Origin of the sequence: Amycolatopsis sp. cmx-4-61 (assembly GCF_046548775.1) — a bacterium.
Taxonomy (GTDB): domain Bacteria; phylum Actinomycetota; class Actinomycetes; order Mycobacteriales; family Pseudonocardiaceae; genus Amycolatopsis.
In genome coordinates this window covers 217,105-240,070 of the sequence record NZ_JAEBEI010000013.1, presented here as the reverse complement: position 1 = coordinate 240,070, position 22,966 = coordinate 217,105, and the positions used below count along the sequence as shown (strand labels likewise).

The following is a 22,966-nucleotide window of genomic DNA, read 5'->3' as shown; positions in this document are numbered from 1 at the left end:
ACCCCGTTCGGGGTATTCCACAAAGGACCGGCGTGCGCCGCGGCCGCCACCACGGCGCACGCCGGTGATTCAGGGGTAACTCACCAGGTTGACGGCCTTCGTGCCGGACGGCGTCGCCGGGCCCGTGTTGTTGATCACGTGCGTGATGGTGCCCTGGTAGTTGAGCGACACCGTCACCATGTCGTGGAAGCGGACACCCGGCGTGTTCGGCGCCTCGTACGCGTGCGCGCTGGCGACCGACGGGTTGGTGCTGAAGTAGCAGTAGCTGCCCAGGCCCCACGCCTCGTGGCTGGTGACGTTCGGGCCCACCTTGTAGGCGGAGAAGCCCGGCGTCGAGCCGTTCATCCAGCTCGCCTGGTTCGGCACGTCGTAGGGCATCTCGTTCTGGAAGAAGTAGGTGCGGCCGCCGTTGCCGTTCCAGACCACCTGCGTCTTCTGGTAGTGCTCGACGAAGAGGCCGTACATCGTCACGTTGTTGCCGTTGACGGTGAGCCCGTTGTCGGCCGTGTTGGTGGTCCAGCCGACGTAGGCGTTGTTGTCGGCGTGGTCGGCGCGCCAGATCCACATGTGGTCGCCGATGACGTTGTTGCTGTTGACCACCAGGCTGTTCGTCGCCTTCCCGACGGCGGCGCCGCCGATCCGGAAGAAGACGTCGTGCAGCGACGTGGGGTTCGCCGCGTGGTCCGCGGCCGACCCGGTCGGGCCGACCTGCATGAGCGTGTTCGAGTTGGTCGTGCCGGCGTCGATCAGCAGGCCGGCCACCTTGACGCCGTCGACGTCGTCCACGGTCATCGCGGTGACGCCGTTGTCCGGGACGAGCGTGGCGATGCCGAGACCGAGCACGACGGTGTCCGGACGGGTGACGCGCAGCGGCTGGTTCAGGTGGTAGACACCCGGCGTGACCAGCAGGTTCTTCCCGGCGGCGAGCGCGGCGTTCATGTCCGCGGCGGTGGCGCCGGGCTTGGCGATGTAGAACTGGCCGATCGGGATCGACGTGCCGGGCGCGGTGCCGTTCGCCCAGGACGTGCCGGACGCGTTGGTCTGCACGCCGGGCACGAAGACCTGGTAGTTGCCGGCGCCGTCGAGGTAGAGGAACGGCTTTTCGCGCACGACCGGCGTCTGGGCGACGGTCGTGTACGGCGGCGTCGGGAAGGTGTTGGCGGGCGCGCCCTGGACGCCGGCGAAGACCATGTTCCAGTTCGAGCCGTTCCAGCTGCCGAACTGCGAGTTGCGCGAGATCCACTGCTGCTGCGAACCGGAGCGGACCTGGCCGTCGATCTTGCTGTCGGAGATCCAGCCGCCGCTGGCCCAGCCGCCGTCGTCGAGCTGCAGGTCGCCGCGGACGTGCATGCGCCGGTAGGGCGCGGCCTGGCTGACGGCCCACCGGTCGGCGCCACCGTTCGGGTTCACGGACAGGTTCTCCGCGCCCCGCCAGAAGTTCTGGGTGGCGTTCTGCGGCGGGAACCAGTCGGCCTCGACGTGCACGGCGCCGTTGACCGTGACGGCGTCGGGGCTCAGCCCGAGACCCAGCACCTGCGTGTAGAAGCCGACGTTGACGTCGTTGGCGTAGGTGCCGGGCTTGAACATCACGGCGTAGCGCTGGCTGCCGAACTGGTTGCGTTCCTGCTGGGAGAAGATGCTGTCGAGCCGGCTCTGGATGGTCGAGCTCGGCATGGACGGGTCGAAGATCACCACGTTCGGGCCGAAGTCGGGCTGGCCGGGCTGGCTCGTGTTCACGGGGGTCAGCATGAAGGACTGGGCGGCGGTGCCGTTGCAGGCGTACTGCTGGAGCTGCACATCGCCGGTGGAAGCACCGGGGACGTCGAGGCACCTCCCGCTGTTGCGGCTGACGAAGTGGGAGCGGCCGTTCCCCTCGTCGACGACCTGCCACTGCTGGTTGGCGCCGCCTCCGTAGGTCCAGAGCTGGACGAGCCCGCCATCGGCGGTCGAGACGTCGGTGACGTCCCAGGCGGCGGCCGGGTTGGTCCGGGCGTTGATGCGGAAGTAGCCGTCGCCGGTGGCCTGGAACTGCCACTGCTGCGAGGCGGTCTGGTTGCAGGCGTACTGCTGGACGACGGTCCCGTCGGCGGTGCCGGCGGCCCGGGCGTCGACGCATTTGCCGCTGTTGGCGGCGGTCACGGTGTACCACCCGTCCGGGGTAACGGCGGCCGCCGCTGTCGTCGTGGTGATGCATCCGACCAGGACCGACGCTGCTGCCAGCAGCGTCATCACCCGCCGTCTCGTCATCGAAGCCTCCTCTGCCGCACGCGCGGCGTCATCGAGAGGTGTGCCCGGTGTTGGAGACGCGGCGTAACGGGCGGGGACCTCGGCGTCACAACCGCGCAAAATGTAACGGCGGCCACAGCGGGTCGTCAATACAGGACTAAAAATAAGGTGTGAATGTGCTGGTCAGCGGGTTGCTCGCGGCTGAGCGGGACTGAGGGGACCCCCGCGCGAAGGGGTTCTGGGCGGCGTGTACTGTATGGGCATACGAGATGCGGAGTTCACCTTCGCCTCGGGGCTATGGCGCAGCTGGTAGCGCACCTCACTGGCAGTGAGGGGGTCAGGGGTTCGAGTCCCCTTAGCTCCACATCGTAAGGAACCCCTTCGTTTCAGCCATTGTGGCTGGTCGGAGGGGTTTTCTGCGTTCCAGGTTCGATCTTCGGTGATCGGCTTGCGGCGTGATCTGGTGCTCCTGGTGGAGCAGAACTGGAGCACCGCCCAGCCCTGACCGACCGTCGGCGCGTCTTCACGGACTTACCGGTCGGATGATCACCGGCGGACGTGCGAAAGTGCTTGGCCGTGAACCATCTCGGACAGCTTCGGAGTACGGCGATCGAGCGCGGCATCCCGGCCGGAGCGGTCCGCCGGATCGGCCGGTTTCTCCGGGTGGCGATCTGGGTGTGCGATGCCAACCGGTACGGCATCGGATCGAGCACGCTTTGCACGCGCACGACGAGCGTGAGTTCGCACGGGTCGTGCACGTCCCGCCAGCACCGCCACCGTGCTGGTGGAACAGCCACCGCCCCACGACCGACTGGTTCTCCGGCCGCAGTCCGACCTCGTCGCTTTGGTCCAGCCGGAGATACCCGGGGTGGTTCGGCGAACCCGGGAACCTCGAGTTCGAGTCGGACGTCGTCCAGCCGCACCATGTTCGCGGAGCAGACGGTGCCGGTCCGATGAAGGCGGGTTCGCCGGTCACTCGGTGTTGCGCAGGTATTCCAGGGTGGCCAGCACACGGACGTTGACGCTGCGCCGGTCCGTCACCTGCGTGAGGCCGAGTTTGCCGGTGATGGCGGTGAGGTGTTTCTCGACGGTGGTGATCCGGCAGCCGGTTTCCTGGGCGATGCCCAGGTTCGAGCGGCCTTGGGCCACGAGCCCGAGCACGCGCCGTTCGTGCGCGGTGAGCGCGGCAAGGGGGTCGTGACGCCGTCGACGCGACATCAGCCGGGTGATGACGTACGGGTCGACGACGACGTCGCCCGCCGCCACCCGATGCAGCGCGTCGAGAAGTTCCGCCACATCGCCGACGCGCTCCTTGAGCAGGTAGCCGACCGCGGCAGTGTCCTGCTCCATGCTGATGAGCCGCTCAGCGTAGGCGGCCTCGGCGTACGAGGACAGCACGAGCAGACCGACGCTCGGGTATGTCGCCCGTACCCGCTCCGCCAGCCGGAGCCCTTCGTCGGTGAAACCCGGGGGCAACCGGATGTCCAGCAGGGCGACGTCGGGTGCCGTGTGGTCGATGAGGGCGAGCGCTTCGTCCGCGTGACGTGCCCTGGCCACGACATCGACCTGTTGGCTGGCCAGTGACGTGGCGAGGGCGTCGAGGAAGAGCGGCTCGTCCTCGACGATGGCGACTCTCACGGTGCCTCCAGGGGAAACGTGGCCGTGATGCGGGTTCCGTGCTCGGCGGTGGATTCGACGCGCAGCACCCCATTGACGGTGTTGATGCGGTCCTTCAGGCCGCTCAGCCCGCTGCCCGCCGGGTCGGCCCCGCCGCGTCCGTCGTCGGTGATCCCGATGTACGCGGTGCGCTCGTTCTGGCGGACCTCGATCCGGACGTGACCGGCGTCCGCGTGCTTGTAGATGTTGGCCAGCGCCTCGGAGACGGTGAAGTACGCGGTCGCCTCCAGGTGCCGTGGCCAGCGGGTACGGGGAATCGTGAACGAGACCGGGATGGGCGCGACGTCGGCGAGTCCCTCCACGGCCGCGGCGAGCCCGTGTTCGACCAGTGTCGCCGGGTAGATGCCCTGGGTCAGGTGGCGAAGCGAGGCGATCGCGTCCTTAAGCTGGTGATGGGCCTGCCGGACGGTTCCCGTGACGTCGCCCCGGGATCGCTGCGCGAGGTCGAGCAGGACGAGGACGGCGAGGAGTTGTTGCTGGGCCCCGTCGTGCAGGTCGCGTTGGATGCGGTGGCGTTCCTCGAACGCGACGGTGGCCAGGCGGAGCCGGGAGGTGCGGATCTGTTCGACCTGCGCGAGCAGGAGCGCGTAACGGCGGGCGCTTTCGATCGCCAGGCCCGCGACCGCCTCGGTCGTGGCGATGACCGTGTCGACGTCTCGGAGTGCCTCGTCGTGTTCCAGCAGCGCGATGGTCTCGCCCTTGCGCCGGATGGTGGTCAGCGCCCGGCCGGGGCGCGGCCGGAACGGCCGGCCGTCGACGTCCACAGGGGACCCGTCGGGCAGCGGGTACGCGAGGCGCAGCTGCTCGTCGCGCAGGATCGCCGCCAGTTCCCGTTGCACCGCGCCGGGATCGGTGGGCGGGTCGAGTTCGCGTTCCGGGTCGAGCACGAGCGCGGTCAGGCGCCAGCGCAGCCGGGTGAGGTACGCGGTTCGCGCGAACACGATGACGGGCACGAGCAGCACGGCCCCGGCGAGCGCGCCCAGCCGGAGACCGTGTTCGAGCACCACGCTCAGCCCCAGGATGCCGGCGATCCCGGGCAGCGTGGCCAGCACGCCGACGATCACCACGGCCGTCCACACGGGTCCGGCCGCCCCCCGGCGCACCGCGCTGGCGTGCAGCCACCGGTGGGCGACGACCAGGACCACCACCACGGCGAGCACGGTGACCAGGGCACTGCCCACCTTGGCCGTGGGTGTGTGGTCGTACGGGCTGCCCAGGAATCGCCGCGGCGCGGGGGCGTCGACGAGGTAGCGGGCCACCTGTGAACCGACCGCGGCGGCGTAGCAGATCACCACGAGGACGCGGACGGATGCGGACTCCGCCCGCCCTCCCGGCCAGGTGAGGACGAGGTGCGCCAGGACAGCCGTCCACAGGTACGCGAGGCAGAAGCCGATCGGATAAGCCGCCGCGAACTGCAGGTCTTCCAGGTAGTAGGTCGCCCCCAGCAGGACGATGAGGTGCCCGGAACGGGACCAGGCGGGGCGGTTCCAGGCGAGGTAACCGATCACGATGGCGACGAACCCAACAGCCGCAAGGGAACGTACAACCAGACCGGGGACTCGGTGGCCGGCCAGGCGGCCACGGTCACCGCGGCCGCCCACGCGAGCGCGGCCGCTGTCCACCCGACGCGTCCTGCCATAGCCATGATCATCCTTGGCTGCCGTTCCGGCACCACCCAGGTTTCCGACCTTCCGCGCGCGGTTTCCCGTGATGTCGAACAGTAACAGCGGCGTGCACCGTGATGGGGCAAACCAACCCCGGACAGGAGCGGGAGACCATGGGGAAAACACGTATCGTGACAGCCGCGCTGGTGGCCCTCGGAACGCTGGTGGGCCTGAGTCCCACCGCGGACGCGGCGCCGATCCCACCGGACCAGGAGCACTGCCTGACGGTCACCGGCGACGGAGACCAGCTCTGCCTGCACCTCAACCAGGTCCTCGGCTGGTGGACCGGCTTCAGCAGCCGGTACCACCGCAACGACTGGTCGGGCGGGTGGGTGGACGTCCAGCTGCGGTGGACGTCCACCCGCGGTCAGTCGGGCTGGTTCCCGGCACCCGACCGGTCCTACCACTTGAGCACCGGCGAAAACGGCCCCGGCGACAGCTGGGCGGACCTGCCGAGCTTCGCGTGCGTCACGGTCGCAGCCCTGATCTACCCGACCGGTGGGTCGAGCTCGTGGACTCCGCCGGTGACGGTCTGCCGGGACAACTGACAGGCGGGCTGACGGGTGGCGTCGTCGTGACGGACGACGCCACCCCGTTCGTCGGGGCGCACGGGCAAGGCCGGTCTGGCTGTGGCGGTGCGGATCAGCGGGCGAGTTGGTCGAGCCAGTCGCGCAGGAGAGTCGTTTCGGCCGGACGAAGGGGGATGGCCTTCTCTGTCGCGGCGGTGAGGGCGGCGTCGAGGGCCAGGGCACGTGAAGCGAGGTCGCCGTCCTGGGCGGGGGCCGGGTCGGTGATCAGAGAGTCGATGAGGGTGTCCCGCATCCTCGAGGAAGTCCCCAGATCGCGTTCCGGCGCCGGGGTTCCGATCAGTGAGAGGGTGACTCCGGTGACCGCGGCCAGGCAGAGCTGAGCTGCGAGGGCGGGCGGGACGCGGAGGCGTCCGGCGGCAGCGGTGCGGTCGAGGAACCTCATCAGAAGGGCGTTGGCCTTCTCGGCGGCGGGTGCCCGGCGCTCGGGGCGGTTGGTGCCGTACATCAGCAGGTAGAGGGCGGGGTGGCGCAATCCGAACTCGACGTGGGCGTCCCAGCCGCGGCGCATGTCGGCGACCGGATCGTCGGTGTGGGCCAGCGCTTGCTTGTCGGTCAGGTAGAGGTCGAAGCCGTGGATGGCCAGGGCTGCGAGCAGGCCGTCCTTGTCGCCGAAGTGCGGGTAGAGGGAGGCGGCGCGGATACCGGCGGCCGAGGCGACCGACCGGGTCGACACCGCCTGGGCGCCCTCGCGCTCGAGAATTTCCGCCGCTACCTCGATGATCCGCTGTCGGGCTCGGGTCTTCGCATCCTGCACGGTTGCAATGCTACGGCATCACGCGTATCACTGAGACGTACACTGATACGCGTCTGGGCGTATCGTCGATACGAGCAGGAGCAGTCAGTGAATCGAGTCGGATACGGCGCCATGCAGCTGGCCGGACCCAACGTGTGGGGGCCACCCGAGGACCCGGAGGCTGCGCGGCAGGTGCTACGCCTGGCCGTCGAGCTGGGAGTGACGTTCTTCGACACCGCGAACGCTTACGGTCCGCGCACGGTCAACCAGCTGATCGGGGAAGCACTCCGGTCCCTCCCGGATGGGGTGATCGTCGGCAACAAGGTCGGCGCGGGGCGGGGTCCGGACGGATCGTGGCTGATCACAGACCATCCCGACACCGTCCGTCGGCAGGTCCACGAGGCGCTGGAGGACTTCGGGGCGGATGTCAGCGAGCTGACGTACCTGCGGCTCGGTGGCGACGGTCCGGCGCCGCCGAGCGATGTGCCGCTGGAGGATTCGCTCGGTGTGCTCGTGGAGCTGCGCGAGCAAGGCCTCATCCGCCGGATCGGTCTGTCCGGCGCGTCACCACAGATGCTGGCCCGTGCACAGCGGATGACGCCGATCGCGGCTGTGCAGAACCGGTTCAACGTGCTCGACCGCAGCGGCGTGCAGGTCCTCGCCGACTGTGAGGAGCAGGAGATCATGTTCGTCCCGTACTTCCCGCTGGCTTCCGGACGGCTCGCCGGCTACGCCGAGCTGACCGGCCCGGCCCGGCGCCTCGGCGCCACACCTGCCCAGGTCGCGCTGGCCTGGCTGCTGCGCCGGTCCCCCGCCATCGTGGTCATCCCCGGCACGAAGAACCCTGACCATCTGCGCGCCAACGTCGCCGCCTCCGACATCGCGGCCGACCTGACCGACGCCGAGGTGGCCCGGCTGACCGACCTCGTCGACGAGACGAAAGCCGTCCTCGACCAGCCGCACCAGTCCACGCTCGACGCGCTCGGCCGTTGACTGTCGAGCCCCGGCGGCCGGCCATGATCGAAACCCACTCTTCTGCCGCAAAGCTCGTGGCGGTCGGAACCTGCGGCGATGTTCCTTAGGTGATTCCAAAGTCGGGTGAAAGTCCCGCTGAAGTGCAGTTGGTGTGGTGGGGGCGGCACCGGATGGGCCGGTGCCCTGCATCGAGTGAGGACACATGGGAATTCGGACCAGACTTGCCGCCGCTGCCATCGTGGCCGGCCTGACGGCAGTGACCGGCGCGGCCGCCGCGTCGGCAGCGGCTCCGGCGGCTCCGTCGTCGGCGCAGTCCGACGGCAAGAAGGACGACGGCAAGAAGGACAGTGGAAAGAAGGACGGTGGAAAGAAGGACGAAGGCAGGAAGAACGACGAGCAGCTCGCCGAAGTCGCCGCGAGCCTGCACGTGACGGTCAAGCAGCTGACCACCGCCTTGGACAACCTGAAACGCGCTCTGGTCAACGGAAGCGACAAGGCCACGGCCATCGCCGCGTTCGCCAAGGAACTGGGGATCACGGTTGCCCGTGCGGAGAAGGTGCTGGCGGCACTGTCCGGTAAACCCGGACCCGGCAAACCCGTTCCCGGTAAGGAGGCGGGCGTTCCGGCCGAGGTGGTCAAGCTGCTGGCCGCCGAGCTGAAGATCGGCGAGGACCGGGCCCGGCAGGTGTTCAAGGACCTCGACAGGGTCGGCGGCAAGGGCGACGACGTCACCAAGGATCCGGTGTTCATCGCCATCGCCAAGGGCCTGGGGACCACCCCGCAGCGGCTGCTGGACGGGCTGCGCAAGGTGAAGGAGGAGTTCGCCAAGAAGGAGGGGGACAAGCCCAAGGACGGGGCGCCGAGCGGGAAGTGATCGTTTCCGCTGGTGTGTCCGGGCCGGCCGACGGCCGGTCCGGACACCGTGGGGTGCTCCATACTGGGCGCGTGCGGGTATTGGTGGTCGATGACGACGAGGCCGTCCGCCGCTCGCTGGCGCATGCGCTGCGCCGGGACGGCTATCAGGTGTCCCTCGCGGCCGACGGCGTGCAGGCGCTGGACGAGCTCGGCCGGGCGCGCCCCGAGGTGATCGTGCTGGACGTGCTGGTTCCCGAACCGAACGGCCTGGAGATCTGCCGACGGCTGCGCCGCCGTGGCGACCAGACGCCGATTCTCATGCTCACCGCGCGCGACCTGGTCGAGGACCGCGTCGCCGGGCTGGACGCGGGCGCCGACGACTACCTGGTCAAGCCGTTCGCGCTGGACGAGCTGCGGGCCCGGCTGCGAGCCCTGCTGCGGCGCAGCGGCGCGGTCCAGGAGGTGCTGGGCTTCGCCGGCATCGAGATGGACACCACCACCTGCCGGGTGCAGCGCAGCGGTCGGGCGATCGAGCTGACTCGCACCGAGTACTCGCTGCTGGAGTTGTTCCTGCGCAACCCACAGCGCGTGCTGAGCCGCGAGCTGATCTTCGAATCGGTGTGGGGCTACGACTTCGGGCCCGCATCCAACCAGTTGTGGGTCTACATCTCCTACCTGCGCGGGAAACTGGAATCCGCCGGTGAGCCGCGGCTGATCCAGACCGTGCGCGGCCTGGGATACGTGTTACGGGAAGAACCATGACCTTGCGCACCAGGGTTGGCCTCGCGGGTGGAGTCGTCGTGCTGCTGGCGCTCGCCGTGGCGTCGTTGGTGGTCTACCCGGCCGTGCGGTCGATCATGCGTCAACAGGTCGACGCGTCGCTGAAGCAGAGCATCGGCGAGGGTGATTCCCTCGCCCGCCAGCTCAAGCAGAAGGTCGCCGAGTCCGGCGACAAGATCCCCATCGACGAGCCGGTCGAACTGGGCAGCATGCTGGTCCAGTTCGTCGGCGGCCCGGTGTACCCCGGCTCGAAGCAGGCCTTCGTCGAGATCACCCAACGGGACGCGGACGTCGCCAACGGCACGCAGCCGGCGTACTTCCAGGACACGACCTACAACGGCGTCGAGTACCGCCTCCTCACCTCCGGGATGGGCAAACCGCCGGGTGGACTGATGCGGGTCGCCCAACGGCAGGACGACCAGGCCGCCATCCTCGCCTCGCTGGCCGCGTTGCTGGTCGCGCTGACAATCGGCGGCGGTCTGGTGGCCGCGGTGACCGCGCGGCTGGCGGCGCGCCGCGTGCTGCGGCCGGTCCGGCAGCTCACCCGGACCGTCGAGCACATCACCGCGACCCACGACCTGACCGCGCCCCTCGACCACCTGACCGGACGTGACGAGATCGGCCACCTCGGTCAGGCTTTCGCCGCCATGACAACTGCTTTGGACGCGTCCATGCGGGCACAGCGGCAACTGGTCGCCGACGCCTCACACGAGCTGCGCACCCCGTTGACCAGCCTCACCACCAACCTCGAACTGCTCGCCGACGGCGCCGGCCTGCGCGCGCCCGAGGCCCCGGTGCTCGTGCAGGACGCGATCGGCCAGGCACGGGAACTGCGGTCGTTGATCAACAACCTGGTCGACCTCGCCCGGTACGGCAAGAACACCGCCCACACCGAGGACACCCGGCTCGACCTGGTGGCGAAGACCGTGATCGCCAAGGCCGCCGCGCGAACCTCGGCCCCTCGGTTCACGTCCACCCTGACCCCGTGCCTCGTGCACGTCGACCCGGACGCGATCGAACGGGCCATCGGAAATCTCGTGGACAACGCGGTGAAGTGGAGCCCACCCGGCGGCGAGATCACGATCACCGTGGCCGATGGCGAGTTCTCGGTCACCGATGAAGGCCCCGGTATCCCCGCGGCCGACCTGCCGTTCGTGTTCGACCGGTTCTACCGCTCCACCCGGGCCCGGTCGATGCCCGGTTCCGGGCTGGGTCTGGCGATCGTGCGCCAGGTGGTGGAGACCCACGGCGGGCAGGTCGCCGCCGAACCGCTGGACCACGGCCTGCGCATGCGGTTCCACCTACCGGTCGTGCCCGACTGAACGGCCAGGTCCCACGGCACAACACCCGGACGCCCCCACTCACGCGCGGTGTCGGCAAACAGTTGACTGAGTCGTGCGTTCCGTGTGCAGCGTGGCAGAACATCGGCCTCGGGGTGGTAGAGCATGATAGGGCGCGTGCCTCGCCGCAACGATCGCAAGGACGGAGCTGCCAAGCGGGCTGCGAGTGCGTACGCCACGGGTGGCGGCGGGGTGGTTCTCGAGCACGCGTACGGTGCGGTCCTGTTGGCGGCCTTGTTGCGGCAGACCCCGGTCAACGGGCTTGGCGCCGAGGTCATGCCGGTCGAGGTGCGGTTCCAGCAGGGCGCGTCCCACCCGGTGGATGACTTGGTGGTGGTCGGCTCATGCCCCACCGGGGAGCGGCGGATGTTCGTGGGGGTCCGGCGGAATCCCACGATCGGGCCGAGCAGCGCGTCGTTCGTTGGTCTGCTGGCCGACTACGTGCGCATGGTGGTCGATCATCGAGCGGAGTTCGATGCCGGCCGCTGGCGGCTGGCCCTGGCCGTCGCGGCGCCGCACACCGCCTCGGCGGAGGTGGCCACGCTTGCTTGGCACGCGCGGAAGCACCGTTCTCACGGCCGGTTCCGGGCCGCGCTGAACGCTCCCCAGGCGACGCGGGCACGGCTTCGGGCGCGCTTGCGTACCTTCGATGCGGCCGTCGACGCGGCTGCCGGGCAGGTCGGTGTCGACGGCGATCGGGAAGAGTTGTCCTGGGATCTGCTCCGGGCGCTGCGGCTCATCCACCTTGCCCTGGAAGGCGACGATCCGGCCGATCGGTCCCGCACGGTCGGTGAGCTGACGTCGTTGGTCGGTGGGGTGGCGCAGGCCACTGATCTGTGGCGGCACCTGCTGGAGTTGTCCGCCGGATACGCGCAGGCTGCGGCGACGGTTGACCGGGACCTCCTGCGACGCGACCTGGGTGCGCGTTTCGATCTCAACCTGGATCCACCGATAACCGTCGGGAACGTTCGACAGACAACGGCCGCGGTTCGCGTCTCCGAGGCGGATCCGCGCCGGCTCGGCGTGCATGCGTCGATCCGGGTAGAGGGCGTGGAGCGCGACCTGCCGTCTTACGTCCAACGGGATGTGGACGGCGGTAAGCGGGGAGTCCGGGCACTGCTGACGAGGGCGGCTGACCGCGGTGGGTTCGTGTTGCTCGTCGGCGGTTCCTCGGTCGGGAAGACCCGCTGCGCCTTCGAGGCCGTCCAGGCGGTGTTGCCGGACTGGTGGCTGATCCACCCATCGGGTCCGGATGACATCGCCGCGCTGGCCGCGAATCCTCCGCAACGGACAGTGCTGTGGCTGGATGAGCTGCAGCGTTGCTTCGGCGGCGAGCGCGGATTGACGGGCGGGGTGGTACGCCGGTTGCTGACCGCCGCGTCGCCCGTGGTGATCGTCGGCACGCTGTGGCCGGACCGCTATCTCCGTTACACCGAGACGCCCGCCTACGACGGCGCCGACCTGCACGGTCGTGAACGTGAGGTCGTGGAACTGGCCGACGTGCTGATCGTCCCGGAAACGTTCAGCGCTGCCGAGCAGAGCCGGGCCAAGGCCGTCGCGGCGACGGACCGGCTGCTGGCCACCGCGTTGGACTCCGTTGGCTACGGGTTGACCCAGACGCTGGCCGCGGCTCCGCAGTTGGTCAGCCAGTGGGAGATCGCCAAGACCGTGCATCCGTATGCCTGGGCGGTGTTGCTGGCCGCGGCCGACGTCACCATGTTGGGGGCCGAACATCCGCTGCCGGGGACGTTGCTGCGCAGTGCGGCGCCGGGTTACTGCACCGACAGGCAGCGAGCGGAGGCGCCCGCCGACTGGTTCGAGCGCGGTATCGCCTATGCGACACAAAAGCTGCACGGCGCCACCGCGGCTCTCGGCGCGGTGGGCGGGCCGGGCATGGGACAGCTACTCGGTTTCGAGATCGCCGACTACCTGCTGCAGCACGTTGGCCGGGTCCGGGCCGCCGAGCCCATCCCGGCGAGCGTGTGGGAGGCGGTCCTCGATCACCTCACCGATCCCGACGACCTGGTTCAGGTCGCGGAAAGCGCGAGCGCGCGGTTGCTGTACCGGTACGCCGTGCCGCTCTACCGGCGCGCCGCCGACGCCGGCGTTCGCGCGGCGGCCGACCAGTGGACGATCCTCACCGGTGATCCGGCCGGTCTCGCCGACCTGAAAGCCCGGGCCACCGACCACGACACCAGCACCCGTATCGGTGACGACGCCGCGGAGGACGCGGCGAAAAGCCTCGGCCGAGCGCTCGTCCGACTCGGCGAGCTGGACGAGTTGCGCGCCCGGTTCCGGCCTACCGCGGACCGATGGGGTCCGAGTCGGCGCACCAATCAGGAACTGGCTCAGGTGCTCGCCGACCGCGGGGCTGCCGACGAGCTACGCGCTCTTGCCGACCGTGGCGACCTGGCCGCCGCCGAACAGCTGGCCGACTTCCTCGCCATGCGCGGTGACGCCGGCGAGCTGCGGGAGCGCGCCCAGTTCGAGACCAGCGTCGTCTTGCCTGCCTCGGACACCGACCGGTTCCGGTCGCGCTACGAGAATCGCGAGCAAACGGCCGCCCGCGAGCGACTCGCGGACTACCTGGCCCGCCGAGGCGACGTGCCGGCACTGGCCGCCCGCACGGACGCTCCGGCCACCCGGCGCCTGTTCACCCTGCTCCGGCATCGCGGCGACGTGGCCGGGATGCGACGGCTCGCTGACCTGCGGGGCGGTGACATCGAGACGGACCTGGTCCAGGTGCTCGCGCACCGAGGCGACCTTCAGGAGCTGCTCTCGCTGGCCGAGCGGGCTGGCGAAATGCTGCTCGACCGGATCTCGATGGTGTTCCTGCACCGTGGCGCCCTCCACGAGCTCGAGGCCCTCACCGAGTACCACTGGCCGGCCGCCGACCGGCTCGCAGCCGCTCTCGCCGACCAGGGCGAGCTGGCCCGGCTCACCCAGCTCGCCACCCACCACGTGTGGGGTGCCGGCCACCTCGTGGACGTGCTGGCCTGCCAAGGAGATGTGGGCGCGCTGCGTGAGTTCGAGTCGAAGCTGTCCGGCTTCGACGCACAGCTGGTGAACCAGGCGTTGAACACGCTGTTCGTCCACCGCGGTGACCTCGACGAGCTGGCTGCCAGGGCACGGCAAGGAGTGCCGGACGCCGCCCGTCAACTGGCGCACGTGCTCGGCGACCGCGGTGACGCGGACGGTGCCTGGCGGGTTCTGCGTGAGGCGGGCCAGGACCGCCATGGGCGGGTGGCTTCCCTTCACGACGAGTTGGTCGTCGATCTGGACGAGCTCCGGTCCCGGGCCGACGAGGGCGACGGAGTCGCTGCCGCTCGGCTGGCCAGCGCGCTGATCCGTCGCGGCGACATCGACCGGTTGTGGGCCCGGGCCAACCTTGGCGACGCCTCAGCCGCGAGCAAGCTCGCGGAGGCCTTCGTCAACCGCAACGAGATCGACGAGTTGCGCATACTCGCCGACGCGGGGCACCACAGGGCGGCCGAGAAGCTCGCCGAGGTGCTCGTCTGTCGCGGTCGGATCGACGAGCTGACCATCCGGGCCGACAGGGGCGACGAGCGAGCCACCGAGCGGCTGCTCGACTTCCTCGTCCACCGGGGTGACCTGGAGGCGCTGCGCCGCCGCGCGAACGCCGGTGATCCCGGTGCGGTCACCCGGTGGAACGAGATGACTGCCGACCGGGCCGACCTCGACGTGCTGCGGGACCTGGTGGACTCCTACTCCGACCGGCTGCGGGCCCGGACCAGCAACTACTACGTAGCCGCGGGCAAGCTGGTGGACATCCTCGTCGACCGCGGCGAACTCGACGAGTTGCGAGCCCGCGCCGGCAACCACGACACTCAGGCGGCTTACCGGCTGGCTGCGCTGCTGGCCGACCGCGGCGAGCTCGAGGAGTTGCGAGCCCGCGCCGACGTCGGCGACTCCGCTGCCGAAGCGACGCTCGCCGACGTCCTGGCGGATCGTCGCGCGATGACCGAGCTCCGCGCCAGAGTGCGCGAGCGCCCGGACGACTTCCAAGCTCCCGAACGGCTGGTACGGCTGTTGGTGGCCCAGGGTGAACTCGCCGAGGCCCATCGAATCCTGCTCACACAGACGCAGAGAGGAGATCACCGCGCCGCTCGGTGGCTCCCCGAACTGCTGGTCTGGCTGGGTCGCCACGAGGAGGCCCGGCAGGTGGCCCGCTACGGCCTCGACACCGACGGCTCCCCGGCCACCCCCACGGACGAGTTGTCCCGATGACCGGGGAAGCCTGCCCGCGGCGCGCCATCAGCGTCGAGACCACCGGCGACGACGAGGAGACGGCTCGGATCGTGGCCATCGCGTTGGTCTCCACCGCGGCGGCCGACCGCCGGCGTTCGGCCGTTTGACTACCGCGGCCGCGATGTCAGCGGTCGTCTTTCATGCCGTGGTCACCTGGCGGCGTAGCCATGCCACTCGAGCCGCGATGGCGTCCTGCGAGAGCACGGCCTGAGGAACCACGACGTCGAACCCGTGGAACCCGCCGGGCCAGACGTGCAGCTCGACGTGGCCGCCCGCCTGCCACATCCGGCCTGCGTAGGCGACGTCCTCGTCCCGGAACGTTTCGGCCGACCCGACGTCGACGAACGTGGGCGGCAGGCCGGAAAGGTCTGCGGCGCGGGAAGGTGCCGCGTACGGAGACACGTCCGGTCCTCCGCGAACGCCGTCGCCGAGGAGCGCGTTCCATCCGGTCTCGTTCGAGGAGCTGTCCCAGACACCGACGCCGCGCATCTGCCGGGCGGAGGGCGAGTCGTTGCGGTCATCGAGCATCGGCGACAGGAGCAGCTGGGCCAGGACGGCCGGGCCGGTGCGGTCGCGTGCCATCAGGGTGACGCCTGCCGCGAGGCCGCCGCCGGCGCTCGCACCGCCGATGACGATGCGCTCGGGGTCGATGTCGAGTTCGTGGGCGTGCTCCGACACCCACACCAGGCCCGCGTAGCAATCCTCGACGGGACCCGGGTGGGGTGTCTCGGGGGCGAGCCGGTACTCGACCGAGACCACGGCCATGCCCAACGGTTCCGCCAGGTTCATCATCTCGGCCAGGCCGAACCGGTTGTCTCCGACGATCATGCCGCCTCCGTGGATGTGGTAGATCGCCGGGGCCGGGGTCGTCGCGTGCTTCGGGAGACAGATCAGCAGCGAGATATCCGGTTCCCCGGCCGGTCCTGGCACCGTCCGCTCCTGGACGCTGTAGGCACCACCGCGCGCGAGGGTCTCGTCGGTCGGGGACTCCACTCCGGGGACGGGCTGGCGCATCTCGACGATGTTGTCCGAACGGTACGCGTCGGGTGGCCGCAGGCTGGTCAGCATTTCAACGACGGAAGCGAGCTCCGGATCGAAGGGTGGTGGTGGTCCGACCGGCTGTGCGGAGGACCGGGCAACGGCTTGCGTAGTCATGGGTTCTCCTGGCTCAGACCGTCGGAACGGTTCCACCGTCGATCACGTACTCGGCACCCACGATCGCCGAGGCGCGGTCCGAGACCAGGAACCCGACCAGGTCGGCGATTTCCCCGGTGTTCGCGAATCGTCCCAGGGGCACTCCCCCGAGGGAGTCGTAGATCGTCTGCTTGGCTGCCTCCCGCGTGATTCCCCTGCCTTCGGCAATCCGGTCCACGAATCGTTCGTAGGCTTCGGTCTCGATCCCACCGGGACTGATCGCGTTGACCCGTACGCCGCGCGGCGCGAGCTCGTTGGCGAGTCCCTTGCTGTACGTGCGCAAAGCGGCCTTCGCTGCGGCGTACGCCAGCGACGCGTCGTACAGGGGCAGCTCACGCTGGATCGAGGTGAAGTGCAGCACCACCCCCGCCCCGGACTCGATCATCGCCGGGAGAAGAGCCCGATCGAGCCGCACCGCGCCCAGGAAGTTGAGGTTCAGCTCGGTGAGCCACTGGTCATCGGTGACGACCGCGAATCCACCGGCCGGCGTCGACGCACCTCCGACGACGTGCACCAGGATGTCGAGTGCGCCGCCGGCCTCGGCGATTCGAGCGGCCACCGTGTTGGTGCCTTCGGCCGTCGTGATGTCCGCTTCGATGAACCGGCCGGGGTGCTCGTACCCGTCGGGCATCGTTCGTGCCGTCACGTACACGTCGGCACCCAGCTCTCGCAGCCGCTCGGCGACGGCCTTGCCGGAGCCCTTCGAACCGCCGGTGACCAGCGCCCGGCGACCGTCGAGACGATCACGATTCGAACTGGACATTGCTCTCCATGGAAGATCGGCGTAGCGCGGATTCGGTCAGGCTGCGTGGTTGGCGATGACGAGTTCGGCGATGCGGTCATCCCGCAACGCGAACCGGTAGTCGAGCTCGGCGACGCCACCCGGGAAGGTGCCCTCGAGCCGCACGGTCACCACCCAGTGGGCGCCGTCGACGCGGCGAGCGCCGATCTGTTCGGTCGTGTACTCGAACTCGGACCCGGCGTCCCGCAGGAACGCGTGGATCTCTTCTCGGCCGCGGAAGGTCTCGTCCTGGTCGACGACCACCGCGTCCTCGGTGAGGAACGACGAGGCGGTGTCGGCGTCGCGGACGACGTGGGCGGCGAAGAACTCGCGCACGGTGGCCGGGAGCAGATCGGACGGGAGATCGGTGTGCTGTGTCATGAGCCCATCGTGTGATCTCGCGGCGTGGGAGGGTCAAGCCGTGGACTCTCCCCCGGGGAGAGAGTCCAGAATGGAGAGGTGCTGAGTATCGGGGAGTTCTCGCGGCTGACCCACTTGAGCGTGCGCACCCTGCGCCGGTACCACGACGCGGCCCTGCTGGAACCCGCCGTGGTGGACGAGATCACCGGTTACCGCTACTACGGCGTCGACCAGATCCCGACCGCACAGGTCATCCACCGGCTCCGCGAACTGGACGTCCCGTTGAGCGACGTGCAGCGAATCCTGCGGACCCCCGATCCCGGTGTCCGGGCGGCCTTGGTCGCGGACCACCTGCAACGCCTCGAGGACGTGCTCGACCGCACCCGGGCCGCGGTCGTGTCGTTGCGGCGCCTGCTCCGGCCCGACCCCGCGCCGATCGACGTCGAGCTGCGTGCGGAGCCCGCCCGGACGGTCGCGGCGGTGGAGGCCGAGGTCGGGCATGGCGACGTCGAGACCTGGTTCGCCGGCGCGATGGCCGAACTGGAGGCAGCCGTCGGCGCCTCCGTGACCGGACCGCCGGGCGGCTGCTACGACAACGCCCTTTTCGAACAGGAACGCGGTCACGCGCTCGTCTACCTGCCGACCGCGGCGCCGCCTCGCACCGGGCGCGTGCACCCCGCAGTTCTTCCGGCCGCGGAACTGGCCGTCACCACCCACGTCGGCGAGCACGACGGCGTCGAGGTCACCTACGGCGAACTGGGGACCTGGGTGGTGGAGAACGCGATGTCGGTGGCCGGGCCGGTACGGGAGGTTTACGTCGTCGGCCCTCGTGACACAGCCGATCCCGCTGCGTGGCGCACCGAGATCGGCTGGCCGGTCTTTCGCGTCACCTGACGCGGTCAGTGCCCGTCCTGGCCGTCATCCCGCACTGGCTGCGACGGCCTTGAGAGGGCGCGTGCCCGGCCTCCCCAGGCCCGACCAGCGGGCGGCCGTTCCCGTCGACGAGGTGGCGCACTTTGGTGCTCCAGCCGCCGCGGGAGCGGCCGATCGCATGATCAGGCGGCTCGGTCTGTCCGATGTGGACGCCCGGTGGCCGCGTCTCGTGCGGCTCGTGCCGGGCAGCCACCGAGTATCCCTTCGAGCGGTGATGGAGCGTACATCGCCTTGACGACGATGGTGCGGCGAGCCATCATGGAAACTATGGAGACGAAAATAGTTTCCTCAGTTTCCGACCAGCGCCGCGTCGAGGCGATCCTCGACGCCGCGAGCCGGATGTTCCTCGGCCCCGGGCGGATGAGCATGGACGATCTCGCCCGCGAGCTGGGGATGAGCAAGAAGACGCTGTACCGGCACTTCCCGGACAAGCACAGCTTGCTGACCGCCGTGCTGGAACGGCAGTTCGATGCCATCGAACGAGCCTTGGCCGCGGCGGCCGAAGAGACGCGGGACCAGCCGTTCGCCGAGCAGGTCCGGCGGTTCCTGCTCGCGGCGGGCCGGGAGCTCGAGCGGATCGGCGCGGCCCAGCTGGCCACCGGACGCGGCGACGCCGTGCTGCGCAAGTACGTCGAGCAGCGCATCGACGAAGTCGTCTACCAACGGCTGGACGCCCTCTTCCGCGCCGGGCACCGGCGCGGGATGCTGTCCGCACCCCCTGAACTGCTCGGCGAAATCACCCGCGGCGCGGTGGAACGGCTGCTGAACTCACCGCTGCCGCGCGAACTCGGCCACAGCGCGGCCGATCTGCTGCGAACGGCGGTCGACACCGTCCTCTACGGGGCGCTGCGCCCCGGCGACGAACAGGAGGTCAGCCCATGACCAGGGTCGCCCTGATCACCGGGTCCAGCAGCGGGATCGGCGCGGCCACCGCGCGCCTGCTGGCCGAGCGCGGCATGCGGGTGGTGATCAACTACCTGCACAGCGAGCACGCGGCCCAAGAGGTCGCCGCCGAGATCGAAGCCGCCGGCGGCGAGGCCATGGCCGTCCAGGCAGACGTGCGCGACGTCGCGGCGGTCGACGCCCTGGTCGAACGGGTCCGGTCCGCCTGGGGCGGGATCGATGTGCTGGTGCACAACGCGCTGACCCCGTACGCGATCAAATCGTTCGAGGAGATGACCTGGGACGAACTGGGCGGCAAGCTCGACGACGAGCTGCGAGCCGCGTTCGTGGTCACCAAGGCGGTGCTGCCCGCGATGACCGCGCAGCAGTGGGGCCGGTTGATCTACCTGGGCACCGGCCTGAGCCGCCAGCCCCGCGCCGGCATGATCGCGCTGGGCACGGCCAAGGCCGCGCTCACCCAGTTCGCCCGCTACCTGGCCCAGGAACTCGGCCCTCAGGGCATCACCGTCAACGTCGTCGAACCCGGCCCGGTGGCCGAAACCAGGATCTCCCACGTCCTCGACGACGAGCAGAGGCGGCGTCAGACGGCCGCCACCCCGCTGGGCCGCCTGGCCGTTCCGGCGGACGTGGCCACCGTGGTCGCCTTCTACGCCGGCGAAGACAACTCCTTCATGACCGGCACCACCGCCGCGGTCAACGGCGGCATGGCGATGTACTGAGGAAGGACGGGTCATGCCCACGATCGATCTGGCCTACGTCGGCCGAGGCCTGCACGAGGAACTCGTCGCCTACATCGCCGACCAGGAGGACCTCTACGCCGCGGAGGACGTGCGCGTCGCCCTGCACGACGGCTGCGCCTGGGACATCGAGCGGCTGCGCCACGGCGCGACCATCGGGCTCGGGCGTGCGCTGCTGTCCCGGCTGACCGACGGCACCCCGTGGGTTGCGCTCACTGTCAACACCGACCGCCCGCTGTTCTGGTTCCTGGCCCGGTCCGGCACGTCGCTGGCCGACCTGGACGGCAAGCGGCTGGCGGTGCACGCACCGAACACCCCGCCCGGCTGCTTCGCCCGGATCGTGCTGCGCCAAGCCGGTCTCGACCCGGACCGGGACGTCGACTGCGTGGTCCGGCAGCCGGGCGACTACGGCATGGACCTGCGCCGCTTGCGGTCCGGGGAGATCGACGCCGCCTACGTCGGCAGCACCATGGCCCCGGAAGCGGTCGCCGCCGAACACGGCTGGCAGCTGCTGGCCTGGGTCGGCGACCACTTCCGGATCCCCACCGTGGGCGTGGCTGTCGACCCCACGTACGTCTCACCGGACGATCCCGCGGTGCAGGCCATGATCCGCGCCCACCGCCGCGCCCTGCGGGTGATCCACGACGATCCCGACACGACGGTGCGGCACCTGCGGACGTTCCTGGGCGGCCAGACCGAGGCCGAGGCCCGCGCCCACTACGACAGGTTCATCGCGCCGTACTTCACCACCGACGGCCAAGCCGATCCCGCCGTCGGGGCCGCCGGCATCGCCGCGATCGCGGCCGAACTCGGCGTGCCGGAAACCGTGACCGCGGAACAGTTCTACCGCACCGAGCACCACTGAGCGGGGACGGGACACGCCGAGGACGTCGAGTGGGAGCAGGTCTTCCTCCGGCCCGCTTCGGCGAGCACCGCACCGCGCCGGCCCGGCCTCGATCCGCGGCGGCTCGACCGCTACCTGCTCGACCACGGGTCAGGCGTCGCGGGTTTTCGCTACGGTGACCGCGAAAGCGAACAACCCGAAGGTGATGGCGGCGAAGCAGGCCAGCGCCCAGCCCTGATCCGAAGTCGCCGTGGACAACGACACCGGTCCTGCCCCGTGGGCGCGCGCGTTGGATGCCCCGTGCCGGTCAGGAAGTTTTGCGCCACGTTGAACGGCATCCACCGGTGGATGCTCTGACCGGCCCCGGGGATCAGCTGCACCGGCTTCTCCGCGGCGAGCGCGTAGCTCAGCAGCACCCGCGATCGCGCCGGCGCTGTGCCGGAGCAGGACCTGCTGGGCCGCGGTCGTCACGGACAGCTGCAGCCGGGTACGCCGTCGCGGGTCATGGCGAGCAACGTGTCGTAGCCGGGGACGTCACCGGTGTGGCCCCACACGCGGACACCGCAGGACACCACATCGGTGCTCGAGCCGAGGCCGTGAACCCCGCCCGGCGACAGGGCCGTCATCTCCTCCAGCTGGGCCGGTCGGAGCAGCCGGCCGCCGAACAGAGCCGCGGCGAAGTGTCGAGGTCGGCGGTGGTGGAGTACTTCGAGGAAGTACCGGGCGGGAAGCGCGGCGGGTGCGCGGTGGCCATGGCCACCAGCTCCCGCGGCTCCCAGTGCCGCTGGAGTCCGGCCGGGTCGCCGGCGAGGTCGTCGGAGTAGTTGTAGAGGCCGCTGCTGTGCTGCAGCAGCATGCGGACGGTGATCCGGTCCCCGTCGGGAAGCCTGGGAATGATCGCGCCGATGCGCTAGAGTGCCCCGTTCGCTGAGAGAAAGAATCCGCATGACGCGGGAAGATCTCGTCGAGCAACGTTGTCAAGGGGAGGATCCTGATGACTCGTCTGGACCGTGATCGAACGCCGGCACTGTTCACGGTGACGACCTCCGTCATCAGCGGCATCATTTTGGCCATTCTCACCAAAGGTCTGCAAGCCGGCATTTCGGCAGGGGCCACCGTGGCGTGGTCCGCACTGGCTTCCACCGTCGTGGCGATTTCCTGCCTGGCCGGATTCGCCGCAACGCGCCCGAACCGGAAACGGTCGAGCACCGCTTTCCTGATGACGTCGGCGTTCAACCAGAAGTACTACGTCGCCGCACTGATCCAACGCGTCCACAGCGCACTGGACAGGGACGACATCGACTTGGCGCTCAAGGTGCCGGACCGAGACTACGACGCGGGCGCGCAAGCTCACCACCTGCGCCGCATCCTGAGCAAGAAGAAATCTTACCTCGGAGGTGTCATCATCGCCGCCGAGGTGTCCCGGCTCCGCGAGGACCTGACGAGGTTCTGTCGCGAGTTTCGCCTTCCGGTCGTGTTCACCGACATCGAACCCTTCCCCGCAGATTTCGAGTACCCGGACAACAGTGCGTTCATCGGATACGACACGGGCGAACTCGGCGAACTTGCCGGCCAATGGCTGGTGAAGCAGTTACGCGGGAAGAACTGCCCTCACGTGCTCATCATCGCCAGCGGCGAACACTGCAGCAGGCAACAACGCTGCGAAAAAGTGCTGCACTCCGCATTTCCCGACGTCGAGATCACCATCGACGACCAGTGCGAGTTCATGCGATCACGGGCCTACAGTGCGACGCGCGCCCACATCCGGCAACTGGAGCCCGGCCAGAACCTCGACGCGATCTTCTGCACCAACGACGAGATGGCCCTCGGTGCGGTCGACGCCATCTCGATGTCCTCCTCGGCGGCCACCGCCGCCACTCACGTGGTCGGCGTCGACGGCGTGCTGGAAGCCAAGGCGCTGATCGACGCCGGGGACAGCCCCTTGCGGGCCACTGTCGTTCAGGACCCCCACCGCCTCGCGGTGGCCACCGTCGATCTTCTGGTCAAGATGCATCGCGGCCACGCGGTGCCCAGGCGCACGATCCTGAGCGCCGAGGTGTACGAAGCCGGCTGATCCCGGTGGGGTGGTGCGCTCGGTCGGACCG

At 69.7% G+C, this 22,966-nt stretch carries 22 protein-coding genes and 1 tRNA gene; 13 read left to right on the top strand and 10 right to left on the bottom strand.

The features are described 5' to 3' along the window. Positions 1-69 precede the first annotated feature (69 nt). Positions 70-2,247, bottom strand: a complete 2,178-nt coding sequence (locus ACLJOU_RS31400) for an RICIN domain-containing protein (RefSeq protein WP_410572402.1) — start codon at positions 2,245-2,247, stop codon at positions 70-72. A gap of 270 nt (positions 2,248-2,517) precedes the next feature. On the opposite strand from ACLJOU_RS31400, the gene ACLJOU_RS31395 reads away from it, so the two are divergent. Next, positions 2,518-2,590 (top strand) — tRNA-Ala (locus ACLJOU_RS31395). A gap of 608 nt (positions 2,591-3,198) precedes the next feature. Here ACLJOU_RS31395 and ACLJOU_RS31390 read toward each other — a convergent pair. Both ACLJOU_RS31390 and ACLJOU_RS31385 read right to left on the bottom strand, forming a co-directional pair. Continuing rightward, a complete protein-coding gene (locus ACLJOU_RS31390; RefSeq protein ID WP_410572401.1) occupies positions 3,199-3,864 on the bottom strand; it encodes a response regulator transcription factor in 666 nt (221 codons plus the stop codon). Continuing rightward, on the bottom strand, positions 3,861-5,411 hold the full coding sequence (locus tag ACLJOU_RS31385) for a sensor histidine kinase (protein ID WP_410572399.1): 1,551 nt from the start codon (positions 5,409-5,411) through the stop codon (positions 3,861-3,863). Before ACLJOU_RS31385 ends, ACLJOU_RS31390 begins: the two co-directional genes overlap by 4 nt. 269 nt (positions 5,412-5,680) lie before the next feature. Here ACLJOU_RS31385 and ACLJOU_RS31380 point away from each other — a divergent pair, with 269 nt between their 5' ends. Continuing rightward, positions 5,681-6,115, top strand: a complete 435-nt coding sequence (locus tag ACLJOU_RS31380; RefSeq protein WP_410572397.1) for a hypothetical protein — start codon at positions 5,681-5,683, stop codon at positions 6,113-6,115. 94 nt (positions 6,116-6,209) lie between these two features. On the opposite strand, the gene ACLJOU_RS31375 is transcribed toward ACLJOU_RS31380, so the two are convergent. Further along, positions 6,210-6,911 carry a TetR/AcrR family transcriptional regulator gene (locus ACLJOU_RS31375; protein ID WP_410572395.1) on the bottom strand — a complete coding sequence of 234 codons (702 nt, stop codon included), beginning with the start codon at positions 6,909-6,911 and terminating at the stop codon, positions 6,210-6,212. An 87-nt stretch (positions 6,912-6,998) separates the two neighbouring features. Between ACLJOU_RS31375 and ACLJOU_RS31370 the strand changes: the two genes are divergently transcribed. From ACLJOU_RS31370 to ACLJOU_RS31345, 6 genes are all read left to right on the top strand, one after another. Then, positions 6,999-7,883 carry an aldo/keto reductase gene (locus ACLJOU_RS31370; RefSeq protein WP_410572393.1) on the top strand — a complete coding sequence of 295 codons (885 nt, stop codon included), beginning with the start codon at positions 6,999-7,001 and terminating at the stop codon, positions 7,881-7,883. A gap of 184 nt (positions 7,884-8,067) precedes the next feature. Next, a complete protein-coding gene (locus ACLJOU_RS31365; protein WP_410572391.1) occupies positions 8,068-8,739 on the top strand; it encodes a hypothetical protein in 672 nt (223 codons plus the stop codon). A 71-nt stretch (positions 8,740-8,810) separates the two neighbouring features. Further along, on the top strand, positions 8,811-9,482 hold the full coding sequence (locus ACLJOU_RS31360; protein WP_410572389.1) for a response regulator transcription factor: 672 nt from the start codon (positions 8,811-8,813) through the stop codon (positions 9,480-9,482). After that, entirely contained in the window at positions 9,479-10,822 is a 1,344-nt protein-coding gene (locus tag ACLJOU_RS31355) for a sensor histidine kinase (RefSeq protein ID WP_410572387.1), read from the top strand. Before ACLJOU_RS31360 ends, ACLJOU_RS31355 begins: the two co-directional genes overlap by 4 nt. A 135-nt stretch (positions 10,823-10,957) precedes the next feature. After that, positions 10,958-15,088, top strand: coding sequence for a hypothetical protein (locus ACLJOU_RS31350; RefSeq protein WP_410572385.1), 4,131 nt, complete (start codon positions 10,958-10,960; stop codon positions 15,086-15,088). Continuing rightward, a complete protein-coding gene (locus ACLJOU_RS31345; protein ID WP_410572383.1) occupies positions 15,085-15,216 on the top strand; it encodes a hypothetical protein in 132 nt (43 codons plus the stop codon). The genes ACLJOU_RS31350 and ACLJOU_RS31345 overlap by 4 nt, the downstream gene beginning before the upstream one ends. A 31-nt stretch (positions 15,217-15,247) precedes the next feature. Here ACLJOU_RS31345 and ACLJOU_RS31340 read toward each other — a convergent pair whose 3' ends face one another. From ACLJOU_RS31340 to ACLJOU_RS31330, 3 genes are read right to left on the bottom strand one after another with little or no spacing between them, the layout of a single operon-like run. Next, positions 15,248-16,264: an alpha/beta hydrolase gene (locus ACLJOU_RS31340; protein ID WP_410572381.1), complete on the bottom strand. Its 1,017-nt coding sequence runs from the start codon at positions 16,262-16,264 to the stop codon at positions 15,248-15,250. Positions 16,265-16,277: 13 nt separating this feature from the next. Continuing rightward, positions 16,278-17,066, bottom strand: coding sequence for an SDR family oxidoreductase (locus ACLJOU_RS31335; protein ID WP_410572379.1), 789 nt, complete (start codon positions 17,064-17,066; stop codon positions 16,278-16,280). Positions 17,067-17,102: 36 nt separating this feature from the next. Next, entirely contained in the window at positions 17,103-17,465 is a 363-nt protein-coding gene (locus tag ACLJOU_RS31330) for a nuclear transport factor 2 family protein (RefSeq protein WP_410572377.1), read from the bottom strand. Between the two features lie 78 nt (positions 17,466-17,543). On the opposite strand from ACLJOU_RS31330, the gene ACLJOU_RS31325 reads away from it, so the two are divergent. The 4 genes from ACLJOU_RS31325 (at position 17,544) to ACLJOU_RS31310 (ending at position 20,882) form a co-directional block, all read left to right on the top strand. Continuing rightward, the gene (locus tag ACLJOU_RS31325) at positions 17,544-18,338 is read left to right on the top strand and encodes a MerR family transcriptional regulator (RefSeq protein WP_410572375.1); all 795 of its coding nucleotides are present in this window, start codon (positions 17,544-17,546) and stop codon (positions 18,336-18,338) included. 306 nt (positions 18,339-18,644) lie between these two features. Further along, positions 18,645-19,259, top strand: coding sequence for a TetR/AcrR family transcriptional regulator (locus ACLJOU_RS31320; protein WP_410572373.1), 615 nt, complete (start codon positions 18,645-18,647; stop codon positions 19,257-19,259). After that, positions 19,256-19,999, top strand: a complete 744-nt coding sequence (locus tag ACLJOU_RS31315; RefSeq protein WP_410572371.1) for an SDR family NAD(P)-dependent oxidoreductase — start codon at positions 19,256-19,258, stop codon at positions 19,997-19,999. The genes ACLJOU_RS31320 and ACLJOU_RS31315 overlap by 4 nt, the downstream gene beginning before the upstream one ends. Positions 20,000-20,012: 13 nt before the next feature. Next, positions 20,013-20,882 carry an ABC transporter substrate-binding protein gene (locus tag ACLJOU_RS31310; RefSeq protein ID WP_410572369.1) on the top strand — a complete coding sequence of 290 codons (870 nt, stop codon included), beginning with the start codon at positions 20,013-20,015 and terminating at the stop codon, positions 20,880-20,882. 129 nt (positions 20,883-21,011) lie between these two features. Here the strand turns inward: ACLJOU_RS31310 and ACLJOU_RS31305 are convergent, their stop codons facing one another. The 3 genes from ACLJOU_RS31305 to ACLJOU_RS31295 form a co-directional block, all read right to left on the bottom strand. Next, complete coding sequence (locus tag ACLJOU_RS31305) at positions 21,012-21,203, bottom strand: hypothetical protein (RefSeq protein ID WP_410572367.1); 192 nt, start codon at positions 21,201-21,203, stop codon at positions 21,012-21,014. A gap of 125 nt (positions 21,204-21,328) precedes the next feature. Beyond that, entirely contained in the window at positions 21,329-21,487 is a 159-nt protein-coding gene (locus tag ACLJOU_RS31300; RefSeq protein WP_410572365.1) for a hypothetical protein, read from the bottom strand. Then, positions 21,484-21,717, bottom strand: coding sequence for a serine hydrolase (locus ACLJOU_RS31295; RefSeq protein ID WP_410572363.1), 234 nt, complete (start codon positions 21,715-21,717; stop codon positions 21,484-21,486). Before ACLJOU_RS31295 ends, ACLJOU_RS31300 begins: the two co-directional genes overlap by 4 nt. A 138-nt stretch (positions 21,718-21,855) precedes the next feature. Here ACLJOU_RS31295 and ACLJOU_RS31290 point away from each other — a divergent pair, with 138 nt between their 5' ends. Next, positions 21,856-22,935 (top strand): sugar ABC transporter substrate-binding protein, encoded by a 1,080-nt coding sequence (locus ACLJOU_RS31290; protein ID WP_410572361.1) that lies wholly within the window; start codon positions 21,856-21,858, stop codon positions 22,933-22,935. The last annotated feature ends 31 nt before the right edge of the window (positions 22,936-22,966 follow it).

Coding starts and splice junctions, on each gene's coding strand:
- ACLJOU_RS31400 (WP_410572402.1), bottom strand. CDS start 2,247: ATGACGAGACGGCGGGTGATGACGCTGCTGGCAGCAGCGTCGGTCCTG.
- ACLJOU_RS31380 (WP_410572397.1), top strand. CDS start 5,681: ATGGGGAAAACACGTATCGTGACAGCCGCGCTGGTGGCCCTCGGAACG.
- ACLJOU_RS31365 (WP_410572391.1), top strand. CDS start 8,068: ATGGGAATTCGGACCAGACTTGCCGCCGCTGCCATCGTGGCCGGCCTG.
- ACLJOU_RS31355 (WP_410572387.1), top strand. CDS start 9,479: ATGACCTTGCGCACCAGGGTTGGCCTCGCGGGTGGAGTCGTCGTGCTG.
- ACLJOU_RS31345 (WP_410572383.1), top strand. CDS start 15,085: ATGACCGGGGAAGCCTGCCCGCGGCGCGCCATCAGCGTCGAGACCACC.
- ACLJOU_RS31340 (WP_410572381.1), bottom strand. CDS start 16,264: ATGACTACGCAAGCCGTTGCCCGGTCCTCCGCACAGCCGGTCGGACCA.
- ACLJOU_RS31335 (WP_410572379.1), bottom strand. CDS start 17,066: ATGTCCAGTTCGAATCGTGATCGTCTCGACGGTCGCCGGGCGCTGGTC.
- ACLJOU_RS31330 (WP_410572377.1), bottom strand. CDS start 17,465: ATGACACAGCACACCGATCTCCCGTCCGATCTGCTCCCGGCCACCGTG.
- ACLJOU_RS31320 (WP_410572373.1), top strand. CDS start 18,645: ATGGAGACGAAAATAGTTTCCTCAGTTTCCGACCAGCGCCGCGTCGAG.
- ACLJOU_RS31315 (WP_410572371.1), top strand. CDS start 19,256: ATGACCAGGGTCGCCCTGATCACCGGGTCCAGCAGCGGGATCGGCGCG.
- ACLJOU_RS31310 (WP_410572369.1), top strand. CDS start 20,013: ATGCCCACGATCGATCTGGCCTACGTCGGCCGAGGCCTGCACGAGGAA.
- ACLJOU_RS31300 (WP_410572365.1), bottom strand. CDS start 21,487: ATGACGGCCCTGTCGCCGGGCGGGGTTCACGGCCTCGGCTCGAGCACC.
- ACLJOU_RS31295 (WP_410572363.1), bottom strand. CDS start 21,717: ATGCTGCTGCAGCACAGCAGCGGCCTCTACAACTACTCCGACGACCTC.
- ACLJOU_RS31290 (WP_410572361.1), top strand. CDS start 21,856: ATGACTCGTCTGGACCGTGATCGAACGCCGGCACTGTTCACGGTGACG.